This window comes from Bifidobacterium sp. LH_419 (assembly GCF_056356955.1).
Window position 1 is genome coordinate 450,295 of record NZ_JBKEVG010000001.1, and the last position, 16,998, is coordinate 467,292.

General features: G+C 67.9%; 12 protein-coding genes. 8 read left to right on the forward strand and 4 right to left on the reverse strand.

Annotated features, from left to right (window positions below; translation table 11 throughout):
• Positions 1 to 256 precede the first annotated feature (256 nt).
• Complete coding sequence (locus AC1AYX_RS02170; protein WP_476501946.1) at positions 257 to 2,536, forward strand: HelD family protein; 2,280 nt, start codon at positions 257 to 259, stop codon at positions 2,534 to 2,536.
• A gap of 10 nt (positions 2,537 to 2,546) precedes the next feature.
• Positions 2,547 to 3,746 carry a phosphoglycerate dehydrogenase gene (gene serA, locus AC1AYX_RS02175; protein WP_476501947.1) on the forward strand — a complete coding sequence of 400 codons (1,200 nt, stop codon included), beginning with the start codon at positions 2,547 to 2,549 and terminating at the stop codon, positions 3,744 to 3,746.
• 149 nt (positions 3,747 to 3,895) lie between these two features.
• Here the strand turns inward: serA and nrdR are convergent, their stop codons facing one another.
• Positions 3,896 to 4,336: a transcriptional regulator NrdR gene (gene nrdR / locus AC1AYX_RS02180; protein WP_476502037.1), complete on the reverse strand. Its 441-nt coding sequence runs from the start codon at positions 4,334 to 4,336 to the stop codon at positions 3,896 to 3,898.
• Positions 4,337 to 4,404: 68 nt separating this feature from the next.
• Positions 4,405 to 4,698: a LysM peptidoglycan-binding domain-containing protein gene (locus AC1AYX_RS02185; protein ID WP_476501948.1), complete on the reverse strand. Its 294-nt coding sequence runs from the start codon at positions 4,696 to 4,698 to the stop codon at positions 4,405 to 4,407.
• Positions 4,699 to 4,852: 154 nt separating this feature from the next.
• Here AC1AYX_RS02185 and lexA point away from each other — a divergent pair, with 154 nt between their 5' ends.
• Positions 4,853 to 5,623, forward strand: coding sequence for a transcriptional repressor LexA (gene lexA / locus AC1AYX_RS02190; RefSeq protein WP_476501949.1), 771 nt, complete (start codon positions 4,853 to 4,855; stop codon positions 5,621 to 5,623).
• Positions 5,624 to 5,758: 135 nt separating this feature from the next.
• Positions 5,759 to 6,712 carry a cation diffusion facilitator family transporter gene (locus AC1AYX_RS02195; RefSeq protein ID WP_476501950.1) on the forward strand — a complete coding sequence of 318 codons (954 nt, stop codon included), beginning with the start codon at positions 5,759 to 5,761 and terminating at the stop codon, positions 6,710 to 6,712.
• 246 nt (positions 6,713 to 6,958) lie between these two features.
• Here AC1AYX_RS02195 and AC1AYX_RS02200 read toward each other — a convergent pair whose 3' ends face one another.
• Both AC1AYX_RS02200 and hflX read right to left on the reverse strand, forming a co-directional pair.
• Positions 6,959 to 7,921, reverse strand: coding sequence for an L-lactate dehydrogenase (locus AC1AYX_RS02200; RefSeq protein ID WP_163196046.1), 963 nt, complete (start codon positions 7,919 to 7,921; stop codon positions 6,959 to 6,961).
• A gap of 234 nt (positions 7,922 to 8,155) precedes the next feature.
• Complete coding sequence (gene hflX, locus AC1AYX_RS02205) at positions 8,156 to 9,595, reverse strand: GTPase HflX (RefSeq protein ID WP_476502038.1); 1,440 nt, start codon at positions 9,593 to 9,595, stop codon at positions 8,156 to 8,158.
• Between the two features lie 233 nt (positions 9,596 to 9,828).
• Between hflX and AC1AYX_RS02210 the strand changes: the two genes are divergently transcribed.
• The 4 genes from AC1AYX_RS02210 (at position 9,829) to AC1AYX_RS02225 (ending at position 16,845) form a co-directional block, all read left to right on the forward strand.
• A complete protein-coding gene (locus tag AC1AYX_RS02210; RefSeq protein ID WP_476501951.1) occupies positions 9,829 to 10,482 on the forward strand; it encodes a class I SAM-dependent methyltransferase in 654 nt (217 codons plus the stop codon).
• 27 nt (positions 10,483 to 10,509) lie between these two features.
• The gene (hrpA, locus tag AC1AYX_RS02215) at positions 10,510 to 14,724 is read left to right on the forward strand and encodes an ATP-dependent RNA helicase HrpA (protein WP_476501952.1); all 4,215 of its coding nucleotides are present in this window, start codon (positions 10,510 to 10,512) and stop codon (positions 14,722 to 14,724) included.
• Positions 14,725 to 14,838: 114 nt separating this feature from the next.
• Positions 14,839 to 15,144: a YhbY family RNA-binding protein gene (locus AC1AYX_RS02220; RefSeq protein ID WP_476501953.1), complete on the forward strand. Its 306-nt coding sequence runs from the start codon at positions 14,839 to 14,841 to the stop codon at positions 15,142 to 15,144.
• Between the two features lie 216 nt (positions 15,145 to 15,360).
• Complete coding sequence (locus AC1AYX_RS02225; RefSeq protein WP_476501954.1) at positions 15,361 to 16,845, forward strand: MDR family MFS transporter; 1,485 nt, start codon at positions 15,361 to 15,363, stop codon at positions 16,843 to 16,845.
• Positions 16,846 to 16,998: the final 153 nt, after the last annotated feature.

The following is a 16,998-nucleotide window of genomic DNA, read 5'->3' on the forward strand; positions in this document are numbered from 1 at the left end:
GCCATCCGCCCCACCTCCTTCGCGCGACATCCAGACACACTCCGACCACACTGCCTCCCCACTCTACCCCACTTTTCCCCATCGTTCCCCACACGCGCACACAATCCGCGCTTTTTCGCCGCCCCGGACGCCACGCGGACGGAATTCACCGGGAATTCACCCGTGGAGAACGGACCGCGCCCCGCGCTCGTTGGGGGTGAGGAGTAGATTGGAACACTCAAGTTTTCAGGAGACCAGAACAGGGGAAACGGAACACATGTCGAGTTACGCCTCGCAGATCGAGGAGGAACAGCGCGCGGTCAGCCGCGCATACGACCGTCTGGACGCGTTGCGCGCGGAGGCCAGGCAACGTCTCGACACCGTGCGCGCCGCGGGCTCGCATGGCTCGCCCACCCAACGGACCGAACGCGACTCGTTCGCCACCATGTACGAGGACCGGCTCACCCAGCTGCGCGCCGTGGAGGACCGTCTCGTGTTCGGCCGTCTCGACGACGTCTCCGGGTCGCGCCGCTACATCGGGCGCATCGGTCTGTCCGACGAACGGCATGTGCCGATGCTCACCGACTGGAGGGCCGAGGCCGCACGGCCCTTCTACGAGGCGACCCCCTCCCATCATGGCGACATCGTGATGCGGCGCCACATCACCCTGAGCTTCCGCGACGTGGTCGCCTTGGAGGACGAGGTGCTCGACGTCCATTCCGACCAGGTCGGCGAGGCGTCCAAATCGGGCACGCTGACCGGCGAGGGCGCGCTGCTCGCCTCGCTGAGCTCGCGCCGCACCGGCAAGATGACCGACATCGTCGCCACCATCCAGGCCGAGCAGGACCACATCATCCGTTCCGCGATGGACCGCGCAGTGGTCGTGCAGGGCGGCCCCGGCACCGGCAAGACGGCGGTCGCGCTGCATCGCGCCGCCTACCTGCTGTACACCCACCGCCGCACGCTGGAGCGTTCCGGCGTGCTCGTGGTCGGTCCCAGCACGACGTTCCTGCACTACATCGACCAGGTGCTGCCGTCCCTCGGCGAGACCGGCGTGGTCTCGCGCACCATCGCCGACCTCATCCCCGGCGTCGAGGCGACCGCCACGGACTCGCCGCGCGCCGCCCAACTCAAGGGCGACCACCGCATGGCCAACGCGGTGCGCAACGCCGTCGCCGCGCGCGAACGCGTGCCCGCCGACCTGCCGGTCGTGCAGATCAACGGCATGAGCGTGCCGATGCTCGCCGTGGACGTCGAACAGGCGATCGGCGACGCCAAGCGCACCCGCCAGCCGCACAACAAGGCGCGCGAGACCTTCGTCAAGTCGATGATCTCCGCGATGCGCACGCGCTACGAGGAGCAGCTCGACTACACGCCCGACCAGGACGAGCTCAACCGCGCGGTCTCGCTGCTGCGCATGAACGACAAGGTCCGCGTGGCCCTGAACCTCGCCTGGCTGCCGATGAACGCCGCATGGCTCATCGACGACATGTTCTCCAAGCCGGCGAAGCTGCGCCGCTTCGCCCCCTGGCTCGGCGAGGAGGACGTCGCAGAACTGACCCGCCCGAAGGGCTCGGCCATCACCCGCTCCGACGTGCCGCTGCTCGACGAGGCGCTGGAGCTGCTCGGCGAGGATCCGAAGATCGCCTCGAAGCGGCGACGCGAGGAGGCCGTGCAGGCCGAACAGCTGCGGTTCGCGCAGGACACGCTCGCGCAGAACGGCATCGGCACCGGTCTGGTCACCTCGCAGATGCTCGTCGACCAGATCAACGGCCCGGACGGCGAGGCGACGGCCCAGCGCGCCGGCCGCGACCGCGAATGGACCTACGGACACATCGTCGTCGACGAGGCGCAGGAGCTCACCGCCATGGACTGGCGTATGCTCATGCGCCGCTGCCCGTCCCGCTCGTTCACGATCGTGGGCGACGTGGCGCAGACCAGCGCGCTCGGCGGCACCCGCTCGTGGCCGAAGACGATGAACCGTCTGTTCGGCCGCGGCCGCTGGGACCTCAACGAGCTGACCATCGACTACCGCAACCCGCAGGAGGTGTCCGACCTGGCCGGACGGTTCGCCGAGGCGCAGGGGCTCTACATCTCCACCGTGCACGCGGTGCGGCGGATCGCGGACTCCGTGTCCCGCACCACGGTGGGCACGCGCGACGAGCTGGTCGGGGCGGCGGCCCGGCAGGCGGCCGAGCTCGCGAAGCGCTTCGTCGCCCAGGACGGTTCGGGCCGTGTGGCCGTGATCGCCCCCGACGCGCTGCGCTTCGAGCTGCGCCGGGCGCTCGCGCCGCAGCTGAAGGCCGTCCTCGGCGACGACGAGGCGCGCAGGCTCGCCGAACAGGAGACCTGGGACCGTCAGGTGGACGTGTGCGGCACCGAGACGGTGAAGGGCCTCGAATACGATGCGGTCGTGCTCGTCGAGCCCGGGCTCATCGACCAGGAGGCGCCGAGCCGCCTGGTGGCGGCCGCCGACCTGTACGTGGCGATGACCCGTCCGACGCAGCGTCTGGCCATCGTGCGGACCTCATTGGACGAAAAGGACCTGGAACTCTAAGGTGGGGAATATGCCTAAAGCACTGTTGTTGGAGAACATTCACCCGGATGCGGCCAAGTCGCTGCGCGACCACGGGTTCGAAGTGGAGACGATGAAGGGGGCGCTGAACGAGGACGAGCTCATCGACGCGCTGGACGGCGTCGACGTGGTCGGCGTGCGTTCCAAGACGAGCGTGACGCGCCGCGTGCTCGAGGCGCGCCCGACGCTGTCCGCCGTCGGCTGCTTCTGCATCGGCACCAACCAGGTGGATCTCGATTTCGCCGGGGAGCAGGGCATCGCCGTGTTCAACGCCCCGTATTCGAACACGCGATCCGTGGTGGAGCTGGTGCTGTGCGACATCATCTGCCTGATGCGCCGCATCCCCGCCCACACGCACCATCTCAAGCACGGTGTATGGGACAAGACGGCCACCGGCTCGCATGAGGTGCGTGGCAAGACCCTGGGCATCATCGGCTACGGCAACATCGGCTCCCAGCTGAGCGTGCTCGCCGAGGCCCTGGGCATGCGCGTCGTCTTCTACGATCTGGAGGAGAAGCTGGCGCTCGGCAACGCCCACCGTTGCGCGACGCTCAACGAGCTGCTCGAACAGTCGGACGCGGTGACGATCCACGTGGACGGCCGCAAGTCGAACACCGGCTTCTTCGGCGAGGACCAGTTCGCCCACATGAAGCAGGACGCGATCTTCATCAACGCCTCGCGCGGCTTCGTCGCCGACCTCGGCGCATTGAAGCAGCATCTGGACTCCGGCCACCTGTCCGGCGCGGCCGTGGACGTGTTCCCCGTGGAGCCGAAGAAGACCGGCGACCCGTTCGAGACGGCCCTGGCCGACGAGGACAACATGATCCTCACGCCGCACATCGGCGGCTCGACGCTGGAGGCTCAGGAGGCCATCGGCCACTTCGTCTCGCAGCGACTCGAGGACTACTGGGAGAAGGGCTCGACCTCGCTGTCGGTGAACCTGCCGCAGATCAATCTGGGCGCGAACCGCGGAGTGGCCCGCATCGCCCACCTGCACGCCAACCTGCCGGGCGTGCTCGCCCACGTGAACCGCGTGCTCGGCGAGGAGAACATCAACATCGCCGCGCAGTCGCTCGGCACCGAGGGCGAACTGGGCTACGTGGTGACCGACGTGTCCCAGCGTCCCTCCAAGACCGCCCTGGAGGCCCTGCGCTCCATCGAGGGGACCATCCGCATGCGCGTGATCTCCTGACGCGTCGCGCCCGTCGCGCCGCGTGTCCGTCCCTCGTCGCCATCCGCCGGCGGCCCGGGACGGACACGGCAAGGCCCCGGTGTCCCGTTCCGAAACAGGAACGGGACACCGGGGCCTTGCCGAAGATGCCGAGAATCGGTATGGTCCGTTCAGTCCTTGAGCGCGTCGATGGCGCGCTGGAAGTCGGACAGGTCCTCGAAGTTCTGGTAGACGCTGGCGAACCGCAGGTAGGCGACCTGGTCGAGCTCCCGCAACGGCTTGAGGATGGCCTTGCCGACCTCGTCGGAGGTGACCTGGGCCTGTCCGGTGGATCGCAGATCCTCCTCGACGCGCTGGCCGAGCTTCCTCAGGTCGTCCTCCTTGACCGGACGCCCCTGGCAGGCCTTGCGCACGCCGGAGATGACCTTGTCCCTGTTGAACGGCTCCAGGCTTCCGGACCGCTTCTCGACCAGCAAGGTGGTGGTCTCCAGTGTGGTGAAACGCTTGTTGCAATGCAGGCACATGCGCCTACGACGAATCGAATAGCCGTCTTCGCTGACGCGGGTCTCGATGACCTTCGTCTCGGCATGGTGACAATACGGGCAATGCATGCCATCCACCATACCGTGACCCACCCCGCGCCCCGCCGCGGCGGGGTTTCGACACGCCCCGGAGCCCGTCACCTCGCCGCGTCCCTGGGCACCACGATGCGCTGGCCCGCGCGCACCTCGGTGCCGCTCATGTCGTTCAGACGCATCAGCTCGTCCACCGATTCGGACACGTCGCCGCCCTCCGGGGTGATCATCTCGGCATAGGTCCACAACGTCTGCCCCGGCTGGACCGTATAGCTCGTCACCTCCATCGCGCCCGTGGCGCTTCTCGCCTGCGCCGGGGAGAACAGCACGCCCACGCCGATCCATATCGCGACGGCCGCCAACACCACCACGACCGCCCGTTCCATCGTCTTCGCCATGACGACCACATCCTTTCGAACAGACGTTCCATCGAACAGTTGTTTTGATTGTGGCACATATGTTCGAACATCGCAACCCGCCGTGTCGAACATATGTTTTGCCGATTGCCCGTTTCGGCGCTATGCTTGCATCATTCACAGGAAAGGAGCGCGCATGGGCACCGTACCGTTCAGGCCGGGAAACGCCGGCGAACCGGACGAGAGGGAGCTGACGGAACGTCAGCGGATGATCCTCGACGCGATCAGGACGTACCAGAGCGAGCGCGGCTTCTCCCCCTCCTTCCGCGACATCGGCCGGGCGGCCGGTCTGAAGAGCCCCTCGTCGGTGAAGCACCAGCTGCAGACGCTCGAAGCGAAGGGGTTCATCCGCCTCAACGCCAACAAGGGGCGCGCCATCGAGATCCTCCGGCCCACGGCGGGGGCGTCGGCCTTCGGCACCCCTCCGGAACACATCGACGACGCCCCCTCCTCCCCCGCCTCCTCGCCGATGGCGGAGGGCTCCACCGTGGTGGTGCCGTTCCCGGCGTCGTCGTCCGCGTCGGTACGGGAGTCGCGCGACGTGCCGCTGGTGGGCCGCATCGCCGCGGGCGTGCCGATCACCGCCGAACAGCATGTCGAGGACGTGATGCGTCTGCCCGAACGGTTGACGGGCCCCGGCGGCAATCTCTTCATGCTCGAGGTCCATGGCGATTCGATGATCGACGCGGCGATCTGCGACGGCGACTTCGTGGTGGTGCGCGAGCAGCAGGACGCGGTGAACGGCGACATCGTGGCCGCGCTGCTGGACGGCGAGGCCACGGTGAAGACGTACCGCAGCGAGAACGGGCACCTGTGGCTGATGCCGCACAATCCCGCCTATCCGCCGATCGACGGCACGCACGCGACGATCATGGGACGCGTGGTCACGGTGCTGCGCCGCCTGTAGCGGCGCGCGTGCTATAGTCGTCATCGTCATGGACCCCGGCCGCAACGCCGGGGTCCTCGTGTTTTCGGACGCTACCGGGAATGGTAGTGAGAAACGGTCTCACCTGCGTGGGGCCGATGGAAGCGAGGTGTCGTCATGGTTCACGATCATGCGCATGGTTCGGCCGCAACGCCGTCGCCATCCGGCCGGGAGGCGGCGGCCCATCGCCGCAGGCTTACGGCCACGCTGGCGGTGACGGCTTCGGTGTTCGTCGTGGAGGTGGTGGCCGCGGTGCTGACCGGCTCCCTCGCGCTGCTGGTGGACGCCGGCCATATGCTGACGGACATGTCGGTGTTGATCGCCTCGACGGTGACGGCGGTGCTGATGGGCCGCAGGCCGAGCAGCACGCGCACGTGGGGCTGGGCGAGGCTCGAGGTGCTGACGGCGGCGGCTGGCGCGGTGGTGCTGCTCATCGTGGGCGTATACGCGCTGGTGGAGGCGGGCATGCGCCTGTTCGGCGGTGCCGGTCATGGCATCGACGACGTGAATCTGCTGTTGTTCGTGGGCATCCTAGGCTTGTCGGCCAATGTGGCGTCGATCTTCATCCTGGCTTCGCAGCGCGGCGACAACATGAACATGAAGGCGGCGTTCCTCGAGGTGATGAACGACGCGTTGGGTTCGGTGGCGGTGGTGCTGTCCGCCTTGGTGATGATGTCGACGGGCTGGATGGGCTTCGACGCGGTGGCGGGCGGCGTGATCGCGCTGATGATGATCCCGCGCGCGGTGTCGCTGCTGCACAAGGCGGTGCATGTGCTGCTGGAGGAGACGCCGGAGGGGCTGGATCTGGACGAGGTGCGCGAGCATCTGGAGCAGGTGCCGCATGTGGTGGCGGTGCATGACCTGCATGCGAGCACGGTGTCGACGGGCATGCCGTTCCTGATGGCGCATGTGGTGGTGGATCGGGGGCTCACGATGGAGCAGGCGGCGGTGATCCTCGAGCAGCTGCAGGATTGCCTGCGCGAGCATTTCCCGGTCTCAATCCCCCACACCACGTTCCAGCTCGAACCGGAAGGCTACGACTCCCCCTCCGACGAATCCCTCCACGAGTAGGTCGAACCACCCTCAGTCGGACTCCGTCCGACAGCTCCCGCCAGCGGGAGCCGGAAAAGAACAACCCCTGTACGGGCCCACACAAGGCACCCGTACAGGGGTTGTTTCACGAAAAAAGCCGTTGGGCATCAACCCTATGAAAATGGTGATGCGCGCGTGCGGCTTCAAGGCGCGGGAGGCGAAGGCGTACGAAGGTACGTCGAGCCTACCGCAACGCCGAAGACGCTCCGCGCATCGCCGTTTTCATCAGAAGCCGAACTGGGCGGCGGTTTCCTTCAGCGTCTCGGCGGAGCGCTTGAGGGCCGCGAGCTCCTTGTCGGAGACCGGGGTGTTGATGGCGGTGTTGACGCCGGCGCGGTTGATGAGGGTCGGGACGGACATGCACACGTCGGAGATGCCGTGGAAGTCCTTGAGCATGGAGGACACCGGCAGGATGCGGTTGGAGTCCTTGAGGACGGCCTCGATGATGTCGACGCCGGACATGCCGATGGCGTAGTTGGTCGCGCCCTTGCCGTTGATGATCTTGTAGGCGGCGTTCTTGACGTCCTGGTGGATCTGCTCGCGGGTGTCGGCGTCGAGCGGCTCGTGGCCCGGCAGCGGGGTCCAGTCGAGCATCGGGACGCCGCCGATGGTGGCGGAGGTCCACAGCGGGACTTCGGAGTCGCCGTGCTCGCCGGCGATGTAGGCGTGGACGTTCTTGACGTTGACGCCGGTCTGCTGGGCGATGAGGAAGCGCAGGCGGGCGGAGTCGAGGTTGGTGCCGGAGCCGAAGACCTGGTTCTCGGGCAGGCCGGAGATCTTCTGGGCGACGTGGGTGGCGATGTCGACCGGGTTGGTGATGAGCATGTAGATGGCGTTCGGGGCGACCTTGACCAGGTTCGGGATGATGGCCTGGAGGATCTTGACGGTGGCGCCGACGAGCTCGAGGCGGGACTGGCCCGGCTTCTGGCGGGGGCCGGCGGTGATGACGACCATGTCGGCGTCGCGGCAGATCTCCGGATCGTCGGAGCCGTCGATGGAGACGGTCGGGTAGAAGCTGGAGCCGTGCTGCATGTCGAGCACCTCGGCCTCGACGCGCTCCTTGGCGATGTCCTCGAGGACGATCTCGCGGGCGATGCCGCGCTGGGCGGCGGCGAACGCGAGGGTGGAGCCGACGGCGCCGGCGCCGATGACAGCGAGCTTCGTGGGCTTGTTGACCAATTCAGCCATGTTAATGAACCTCTCTTAGAGTCAATGCCCGTTGCCGGGCATCATTCAACCAACGGCTACCAATGTACTCGCATAACGTGACGACGCGTCGAACGTTGGTTGACGGAATCCTTGCAACGGCAACGTTGTTATCGCTCACACGCGCATCGCGCGACACATGTGGGCAAAGTCACATCGCGAGCCACGAAGATATTGGACGGCGGCCGCGCGACACCGCACGCCGCCGCGCCGACGTCAGTCGACGGCGACGGCGACGATGCGCGCGGCGAGATGCGCGTCGACGTCGGCGACGACCTTCACGCCGTCGTCGCGCCATTCGACGCTTTCGACATGGCCGTATTCGCGCACTTGGGACAGCAGGGCGCCGGCCGTGTACGGCAGGAGCGCGTCCACGTGCACGTTGGGCACGGGCAGCAGCGATTCGACGGCGTCGCGCAACGCGTCGACGCCGCGGCCGTCGAACGCGGAGACGATGTGCGCGTCCGGTTCGAGCGCGGCGAGCCGTTCCAGCGTGGTCTCGTCGCACATGTCGGCCTTGTTGAACGCGATGATGCGCGGGATGGATTCGGCGCCGTCGATGCCGGACAGCACCTCGTTGACCGCGTCGATCTGCGAGAACGGGTCCGGGTGCGAGCCGTCGACGACGTGCAGGATCACGTCGGCCTCGGCGACCTCCTCCAGCGTGGATTTGAACGCCTCGACGAGCTGCGTGGGCAGACGACGCACGAATCCGACGGTGTCGACGTAGGCATAGAGACGGCCGTCGCGCGCCTTCGCGCGGCGCACGGCCGTGTCGAGCGTGGCGAACAGCGCGTTCTCGACGAGCTCCGTCGATCCGGTGAGCCGGTTCGTCAGCGACGACTTGCCCGCGTTCGTGTAGCCGACGACGGCGATGGTGGGCAGCCCGTAGCGCCGGCGCGAGCCGCGCTTGACCTCGCGGGCGGGCGCCATCTCGCGGATCTGACGCTTGAGGCGGGCGATGCGCGTGCGGATGACGCGTCGGTCCATCTCGATCTTCGTCTCGCCCGGGCCTCGCGATCCGATGCCGCCGTCCGCGCCGGCCGCGCGGCCGCCCGCCTGACGCGACAGGGACCCGCCCCAACCGCGCAGGCGCGGCAGCATGTATTCGAGCTGGGCGAGCTCCACCTGCGCCTTGCCTTCGCGGCTGGTGGCATGCTGGGCGAAGATGTCGAGGATCACGGCGGTGCGGTCGACGACCTTCACCTTGGCGGCGTCCTCAAGTCCGCGGCGCTGGCTCGGCGGCAGGTCGTCATCGACGACGATCGTGTCCGCCTCCTCGCGCGCGACGATGTCGGCGATCTCGCGCGCCTTGCCGGAACCCACGTAGGTGGCGGCGTCCGGCTTGAGACGATGCTGGAGCAGGCCGTCGCACACCTCGGCGCCCGCGGTCTCGGCGAGCGCGGCGAGCTCGCGCAGCGACTCCTCGGCCTTCGCCTGCGTGGTCTTCGCGCTCGACCATACGCCGACGAGCACGACGCGTTCGAGGCGCACCTTGCGGTATTCGACCTCGGTGACGTCCTTAAGCTCGCCGAGGCCGGCGACGTGCTTCAGCTGGTTGCGCGACTCGCGTTCCGCCCACTCCTCGTCGTGGCGTTCCGCCCAGCCGGCGCCGTTCCCTTCGTCGAGCAGCACCTCGGACGCTTCGGCGAGCACTCCCCCGCCGTCCGTCGCGACGGCCTCCTCGCCGGTGCTGCTGGCGTGCGATGGTTCACGGGTTGCGGTGCTGCTGCTCAATGTCACCTCTGGTCTGTCGGAAGGTTCCTCGATTGCGTTATGGTCCTTATTATCATCATTGAGGTGACATGCGCCGGCATGCGCACCATGGGACGGACGGTCCGGGCGACGCGCGACGCGGGCGTCGGGGCGGTAAGGAGTTTGAGGACATCATGGCGGAACAGTATTTCGCGGCGGAACCGACGTCGAAGGACGTGCGTCGCACGATGCACGTCACCCTGCGCGGCCACGAGGCGGACGTGGAGACGTCGAACGGCGTGTTCTCCGGTTCGCGCGTCGATCTCGGCACGTCGGTGCTGCTCAGGCAGGCGCCCGAACCTCCCGAGACGGGCGATCTGCTCGATCTCGGCTGCGGTTGGGGCCCGGTCTCGCTGGCGTTGGCCGCCGAATCGCCCGAGGCGCGCGTGTGGGCGGTGGACGTCAACGAGCGCGCGCTGGAGCTGACCGCGTCGAACGCACGTCGCAACGGCGCCGCGAACGTGCATGTGACGGCGACGGACGCGCAGGGCGCGCCGCTCGCCGACCAGCCGCTCGACGTGTGCGAGGCAATGCCGGACGATCTCCTGTTCGACGCGATCTGGTCGAATCCGCCGATCCGCATCGGCAAGGAGGCGCTGCATACGCTGCTGATGGCGTGGCTGCCGCGTCTGAAGCCGGGGACGGGCGCTGCGTATCTGGTCGTGCAGAGGAATCTCGGCTCGGATTCGCTGATCCCGTGGCTGGCGGACGCGCTCGGCGAGGGTTATGCGGTGGGCAAATACGCGAGCTCCAAGGGATTCCGTATCATTGAGGTTTTGCGAAAGTAACGACCAGTAGGAAGTCAGCCCAGCAGCATGCGTTTCGAATATCCAGCGGAATTGCCGGTCTCGGCGGCGCGCGACGAGATCGCCGACGCCGTCCGTCACAGCCAGGTGGTGATCGTCTCCGGACAGACCGGTTCGGGCAAGACCACGCAGCTGCCGAAGATCCTGCTGGAACTGGGGCGCGGCACGCACGGCAGGCAGATCGTGCACACGCAGCCGCGCCGCATCGCCGCGCGCACGGTCGCCGAGCGCATCGCCTCCGAGATGGGCGTGCGGCTCGGCGACGAGATCGGCTATCAGGTGCGCTTCACCGACGAAAGCTCGCCGAAGACGCGCCTGAGGGTCGTGACCGACGGCATCCTGCTCGCGCAGATCCAACGCGACCCGCAGCTGAGCCGCTACGACACGATCGTCATCGACGAGGCGCACGAGCGCAGCCTCAACATCGACTTCCTGCTCGGGTACCTGACGGCCCTGCTGCCCAAGCGCCGCGACCTGAAGCTCGTCATCACGTCGGCGACCATCGATTCGGAGAAGTTCCAGGAGCATTTCGAACACGCCCTGCACGAGAAGGTGCCGGTCATCGAGGTGTCGGGACGCACCTACCCGGTGCAGGTCGTCTACGAACCGCTCGGCACGGCGCCCGCGCTGATGCGCGAGGTGCCGGGCTTCGCGACCGGCGCGCGCCCCGGCGACGCCGACTACGAGGAGCTGGCGAACGCGATCGCCGGCGAGGACGACGGGCCGGCGCGCGGTGGCCGCGGGCCGGCGCGCAACGCGAACTCGTCGTATGAGGACGACGGCATCACCGACATGCCGACGGCCGTGGCGCGCGCCTGCGCCGAGCTCGTCATCCACTCCTCGCACGAGCGGGGCCCGCGCGACATCCTCGTGTTCGCGTCCGGCGAGCGCGACATCCACGAGTTCGAGGCGGCGCTGCGGCACCATTACGGTCCGCGCGCCGAGGACATGCGCCGCGCGGACGCCATCGAGATCATGCCGCTGTTCGCGCGCCTCTCCGCCGCGGACCAGCACAAGGTGTTCGAGGCGCACACGCACCAGCGCATCGTCATCGCGACGAACGTGGCGGAGACGTCGCTGACCGTGCCGGGCATCCGCTACGTGGTCGACCCGGGCACGGCGCGCATCTCCCGCTATTCGAAGACGGCGAAGGTGCAGCGCCTGCCGATCGAGCCGATCAGCCAGGCGAGCGCCAACCAGAGGAGCGGCCGGTGCGGCCGTGTGGCGGACGGCATCGCGATCCGTCTCTATTCGCGCGAGGATTTCGAGACGCGCCCGCGCTTCACCGAGCCGGAGATCCTGAGGACCTCGCTCGGCGCGGTGGTGCTGCACATGCTGTCGGTGGGCGTGGCCCGCACCGCCGAGGACGTGACCGGCTTCGGCTTCATCGACCCGCCGGACGTGAAGGCCGTCTCCGACGGCTTCAACGAGCTCACCGAGCTGAAGGCGGTGGCGAGGAGGCGCGGCGAGGTGACCCTCACGCACATCGGCCGCCAATTGGCGCGCATCCCGATCGACGTGAGACTCGGACGCATGGTGATCGAGGCGGCGCGCACCACGTCGCCGAACACGCTGGCCGCGGTGCTCGTCGTCGTCGCGTTCCTGAGCCTGCAGGACCCGCGCGAACGCCCGGACGAGAAGCGCGAGGAGGCCGACCGCATCCACAACCGGTACGCGGACCCGACCTCCGACTTCCTGACGGCCCTCAACATCTGGGACCGCGTGTTCCAGGCGGACGGCAATCCGAGCAACAACGCGCTGCGCCGCATCTGCAAGACCGAGTATTTCAGCTGGCTGAGGATGCGCCAGTGGAAGGACCTGGTCGCCCAGTTGACGCAGATGTGCCGCGAGATGAAGTTCAAGGTGGGCGAGCCGCAGCCCGCCTCGCGCGCCGGCCTCGAGATCCGGCAGCTGCCGATCAACCAGCAGGCCGCGCATTCGCTGTGCTGCTCGTGGGACGCGGAGGGCATCCACAAGTCGATGCTCGCCGGACTCCTGTCGATGATGGGCATGCAGGTGGTACGCGAGCCGAAGGCCTCCGACTACGCGCACCTGAAGGGCGCGGCGAGGGCAAGGGCCCTGAAGCGCGCGCAGAAGATGTCGAAGAACGACTATCTGGGCGCGCGCGGCACGCATTTCGCCCTGTTCCCCGCCTCCGCCGTCGCCAAGTCGACGCCCAGCTGGGTGATGTCCACCGAACTGGTGGAGACGTCGCGCCTATGGGCCCGGTATTCGGCGGTCATCGACCCGGCGTGGGCGGAGCCGCTGGCCGGCACGCTCACGCGCACCACGTACGCGGAGCCGCACTGGTCCGGTTCGCGCGGCTCGGCCGTGGCGACCGCGCGCGTGCTCCTCTACGGTCTGCCAATCGTGCAGGACCGCACCGTGCAGTGGGGACGCATCAACCCGTTGGAGGCGCGCGACTTCCTGCTGCGTCAAGGCCTCGTGGAGGGCGACGTCCAGCAGCGGTTCAGCTACGACGACTTCGTAGCGAAGAACCTCAAACAGCTGGAGGAGGCGGCGGACGACGCGAACCGCACGCGTCAGATCGCCGAGACCGTGTCCGACGAGGACCTGTTCGACTTCTACAACGCGGTCATCCCGCACGACGTGACGAGCGTCGCCGCCCTCGCCAAATGGTGGAAGGGCGAGCATGACGCGCATCCGACGCTGCTCGACTTCGACCCGAGCAAGGTGGAGCGCCTCCAGTCCGCCGAATCGGTGAGCCTCGACGACTATCCGGACCACTGGCATACGCTCGGCACCGACGGCCAGCCGATCGACCTGCGATTGAGCTACGTGTACGACCCGTCCGACACGGCGGACGGCGTCACCGTGCATGTGCCGTTGAAGGCGCTCTCGCGCGTCACACCGGAACAGTTCACGTGGAACGTGCCCGGCCTGCTCGACGAGCTCATCCTCGCGATGATCAAGGCGCTGCCGAAGAAGCTGCGCGTCCAGTTCGTACCCGCGCCCGACGCGACGCGCAGGATCCGCGCGTGGATCGACGACCACTACCCGGACCTGCCCGGCTCCGGCTCGCAGCGCAAGCCGAACCTGCCGCCGGAGGACGCCGGTGGCGACGCCGCGGACGGCGCGGCCGGCGGCGGTGCGGGGGCGGCGGGCGGCGCCGCATGGCCGGATCTCGCGCACGTGTTCACGCGCGCCGCGATCGAGACGGTCGGCGCGCAGATCCACCCCGAAGTGCTGGGACCGGAGCTCGTCGAACGGCTCTCCCCGTACCTGAAGATGACGTTCGCGGTCGAGCAGCCGCTGGACGACGGACGCGGCGGGCACGGCGGCGACGGCCGACGTGCCCGCAGGCGCGGCAGGAACGCGGTCAAGACGCTCGGCACCAGCAAGGACCTCAAGGCCCTGCAGGTCAGGTTCGCGCAGGAGGCGCAGGTCTCCGCGCGCAAGGCCGTGCGCCGCAAGGCCGACCAGGCCGCCGGCCAAGGCAGACTCGTCGAACAGGCGAACCTGCTGCACAAGGCGGGCGCGACCACCGAATCGCGCGCGTCGATGCTGTGGCGGGGCGCGCTCGACGCGCTGCGACTGCCCGACGAACGCGTCTCGTCGCGTTGGCTCGGCACGGAGGCGCTCATGCTCGCCGCCGCCCCCTACAAGTCGACGAAAGCGCTCGTCGAGGACCTGCAGCTCGCCGCCGTCAAACGACTGCTGCCCGACGTGGACCGTCTGCCCGACGACGAGGCGCTCGCCAACGCGGTGCTCGACGTGCGCGAAGTGTACGAGGACACCGTCTACCAGGTGGCGCGCGACGTGATCGCGATCCTCAAACGCTACGCGGAGGTGGACAAGGCGGTGTCCGGCAAGGCGGACCTGCCGATGCTCTCCGTGCTCCAGTCGATCCGCGAGCACATCGCCACGCTCGTCCACCCCGGGTTCATCGGCGCCGCTCCCCCGGCCTCGCTGCGGCACATCGAACGGTACCTGCACGCCGACCTCATGCGCCTGACGAAGGCCAAGTCGGACAAGAACCGCGACGTCCGCTGGGCGTGGGAGGCCGACGAGGCGAAACAACTCGTCGACAAGGCCATGGCCAAGGCGAAGGCCGAACCCGCCGGCCCGAGGCATGAGGAGCTCATGCGCAAGGCCACGGACGCGCGCTGGCTCTTGGAGGAGTTCTACGTGAGCCTGTGGGCGCAGGAGCTCGGCACGCCCAAGCCGGCCAGCATGAACCGCATCCGCAAGGCGCTCGCCTGACCCTGCCGGTACAATACCCCGGTACGGCGCACGACCCCGGCGACGGCGAAGCCGCGTCGAAGAGACGCGAATCAGGACAACCATCAAGCAATCAAGGAAACGAAGGAAACGACTATGGCACTGACCAAGAAGCAGACCAAGCAGCTGCGCGGCATGGCGAACACGATCAAGCCGCTCATCAACATCGGCAAGAACGACGTGACCGACGCGCTCGTCAAGCAGGCGAGCGAGACCCTGGAGAACCGCGAGCTCGTCAAGTTCAGCGTACAGGACGGCTCCGGTCTGACCGCCAAGGAGGCCGCCGAGAACCTGGCCGGCCAGCTCGGCGCCGAGGTCGTGCAGACCATCGGCAACCGCTTCACCCTGTTCCGCCGCTCCAAGCGCAAGAACGTCGAGCACATCCGCCTCGTGCGCGAGTAATCGCGCGAACAATCGGGGGGCTTCCTCCCTCTTCCCATCCCCTTCCCTCCCCACCGTTCCCGGCGTTGTCCAGCGTGACGCGATACACTGCACACGCCGGGAGCTCTCCGCAGATCCGTGCGGCCAGGGCCGGCTTCAGCATCCTGGACAGTCAGGCCATCCGCGATTCCGCCCATGTATCGGGCATCGCGACGATGATACGGGATTTTGCAACCAATGACAGAACAGAAGAAGGAAACAAGCGGACAGGCGCGCGGCGTCATGCCGGACGAGAGGATTCCCGGCAAGCTGATCGGCGCGATCATCGCGACCGGCGCGCTCGCGTTCATCGGCATCCTCACCGAAACGGTGATGACGGTGCTGTTCCCCGCGCTGATGCGCGAATTCCACGTGGACACGGCCACCGTGCAGTGGATCACCACGATCTATCTGCTGACCGTGGCGGCGACGATGCCGATGTCGTCGTTCCTCAAACGCCGGTTCCGATTGAAGGCGATCTTCGTGGCCGCCGTGCTGCTGGCGCTCGTCGGCTCGGTCATCATGATCGTCGCGCACGCGTTCCCGCTGCTCATCGTCGCCCGCATCATCCAGGGCGTCGGCTCGGGTGTGGCCACGCCGCTGATGATGAACATCATCCTCGAACAGTCGCCGCGTTCCAAGATCGGGCGTCTCATGGGCGTCGGTTCCCTCGTCATCACGGTCGCGCCGGCCATCGGCCCGACCGTCGGCGGCGCGGTGACGACCGTCCTGCCGTGGCGCGCGATTTTCGTGATCGCCGTGCCGTTCATCCTGCTCGCGCTGCTGCTCGGCATGCTGTGCATCGAACAGAAGGCCCCCACCGAGGCCGCCTACCTCGACCCGTTCCAGGTGGTGACGATCGTCGTGGCGCTCGTCGGCATGGTCCTCGGATTGAACCAGGCGGGCGTCGCGGTGAGCGCCGCCGTGGCCGGACGTTCGGCCACCCGCGCGGCCGTGGTCGCCGCCGTGAGCGTGGTCGTCGGCCTCGCCGCGCTGGCCGCGTTCTGCTGGCTGACGAAGCGCGCGTTCTCGCCACTGCTCAGGCTCGGCATCCTGCGCGATCCGGTCGTGCTGCTGCATCTGGTCGCCTATCTGGTGATGCCGATCGTGTCGATCGGATTCGGCTACGTGATCACCAACGTGGCGCAGCTGGGTCTCGGCACGAACGCGTTCCTCGCCGGTTCGCTGGTGCTGCCAGGCGCGCTAATCGGCGCCGTGTGCGCGCCGCTGGGCGGCTGGCTGTACGACCGCTTCGGCGCGGTGAAGCCGATTCTCGTGCCGTTCGGCATCGCGACGCTCGGTCCGGTGCTGCTGTTCGCGTTCGCGCTGCGGCTCACCCCCGTGATGCTCGCCGGCTTCTACTTCATCTTCGGATTCTGCTTCGCGCTCGGCAACTCGAACGTGATGACGAGCGCCCTGAGTTCGATTCCCCGCGAGTTCGCGCCGGACGGCAATGCGATCTTCAACACGGCGCTCCAGTTCGGCGGCGCGGCCGGCACCGCCCTGTTCTCGACGATTCTGGCGGTCGCGCAGGCCGGTCATGGCGCGGAGGGATCGGCGGAGTTCATGCACGCGACCGCGGTGGGCGGCCAGTGGGTGTTCGCCACGATGATCGTGATCTGCGTGGCCGGATGGGTGAGTCTCGCCGCCGCGTTCCGCGCCCGCGCCCGTCGCGGGCTATGAACCGTCTGTCCGGCGACCGAAACGGGACACGAACCACGTGACCGGCACCCGACTGACGGCCGACTGACCGTTAACTACGTTCCAAGGGGTACTTCGTGACGGTGACTGACAGCCATCTTGTCTCCGAGGGGTACCCGCTCGGGTAGAGAGGGC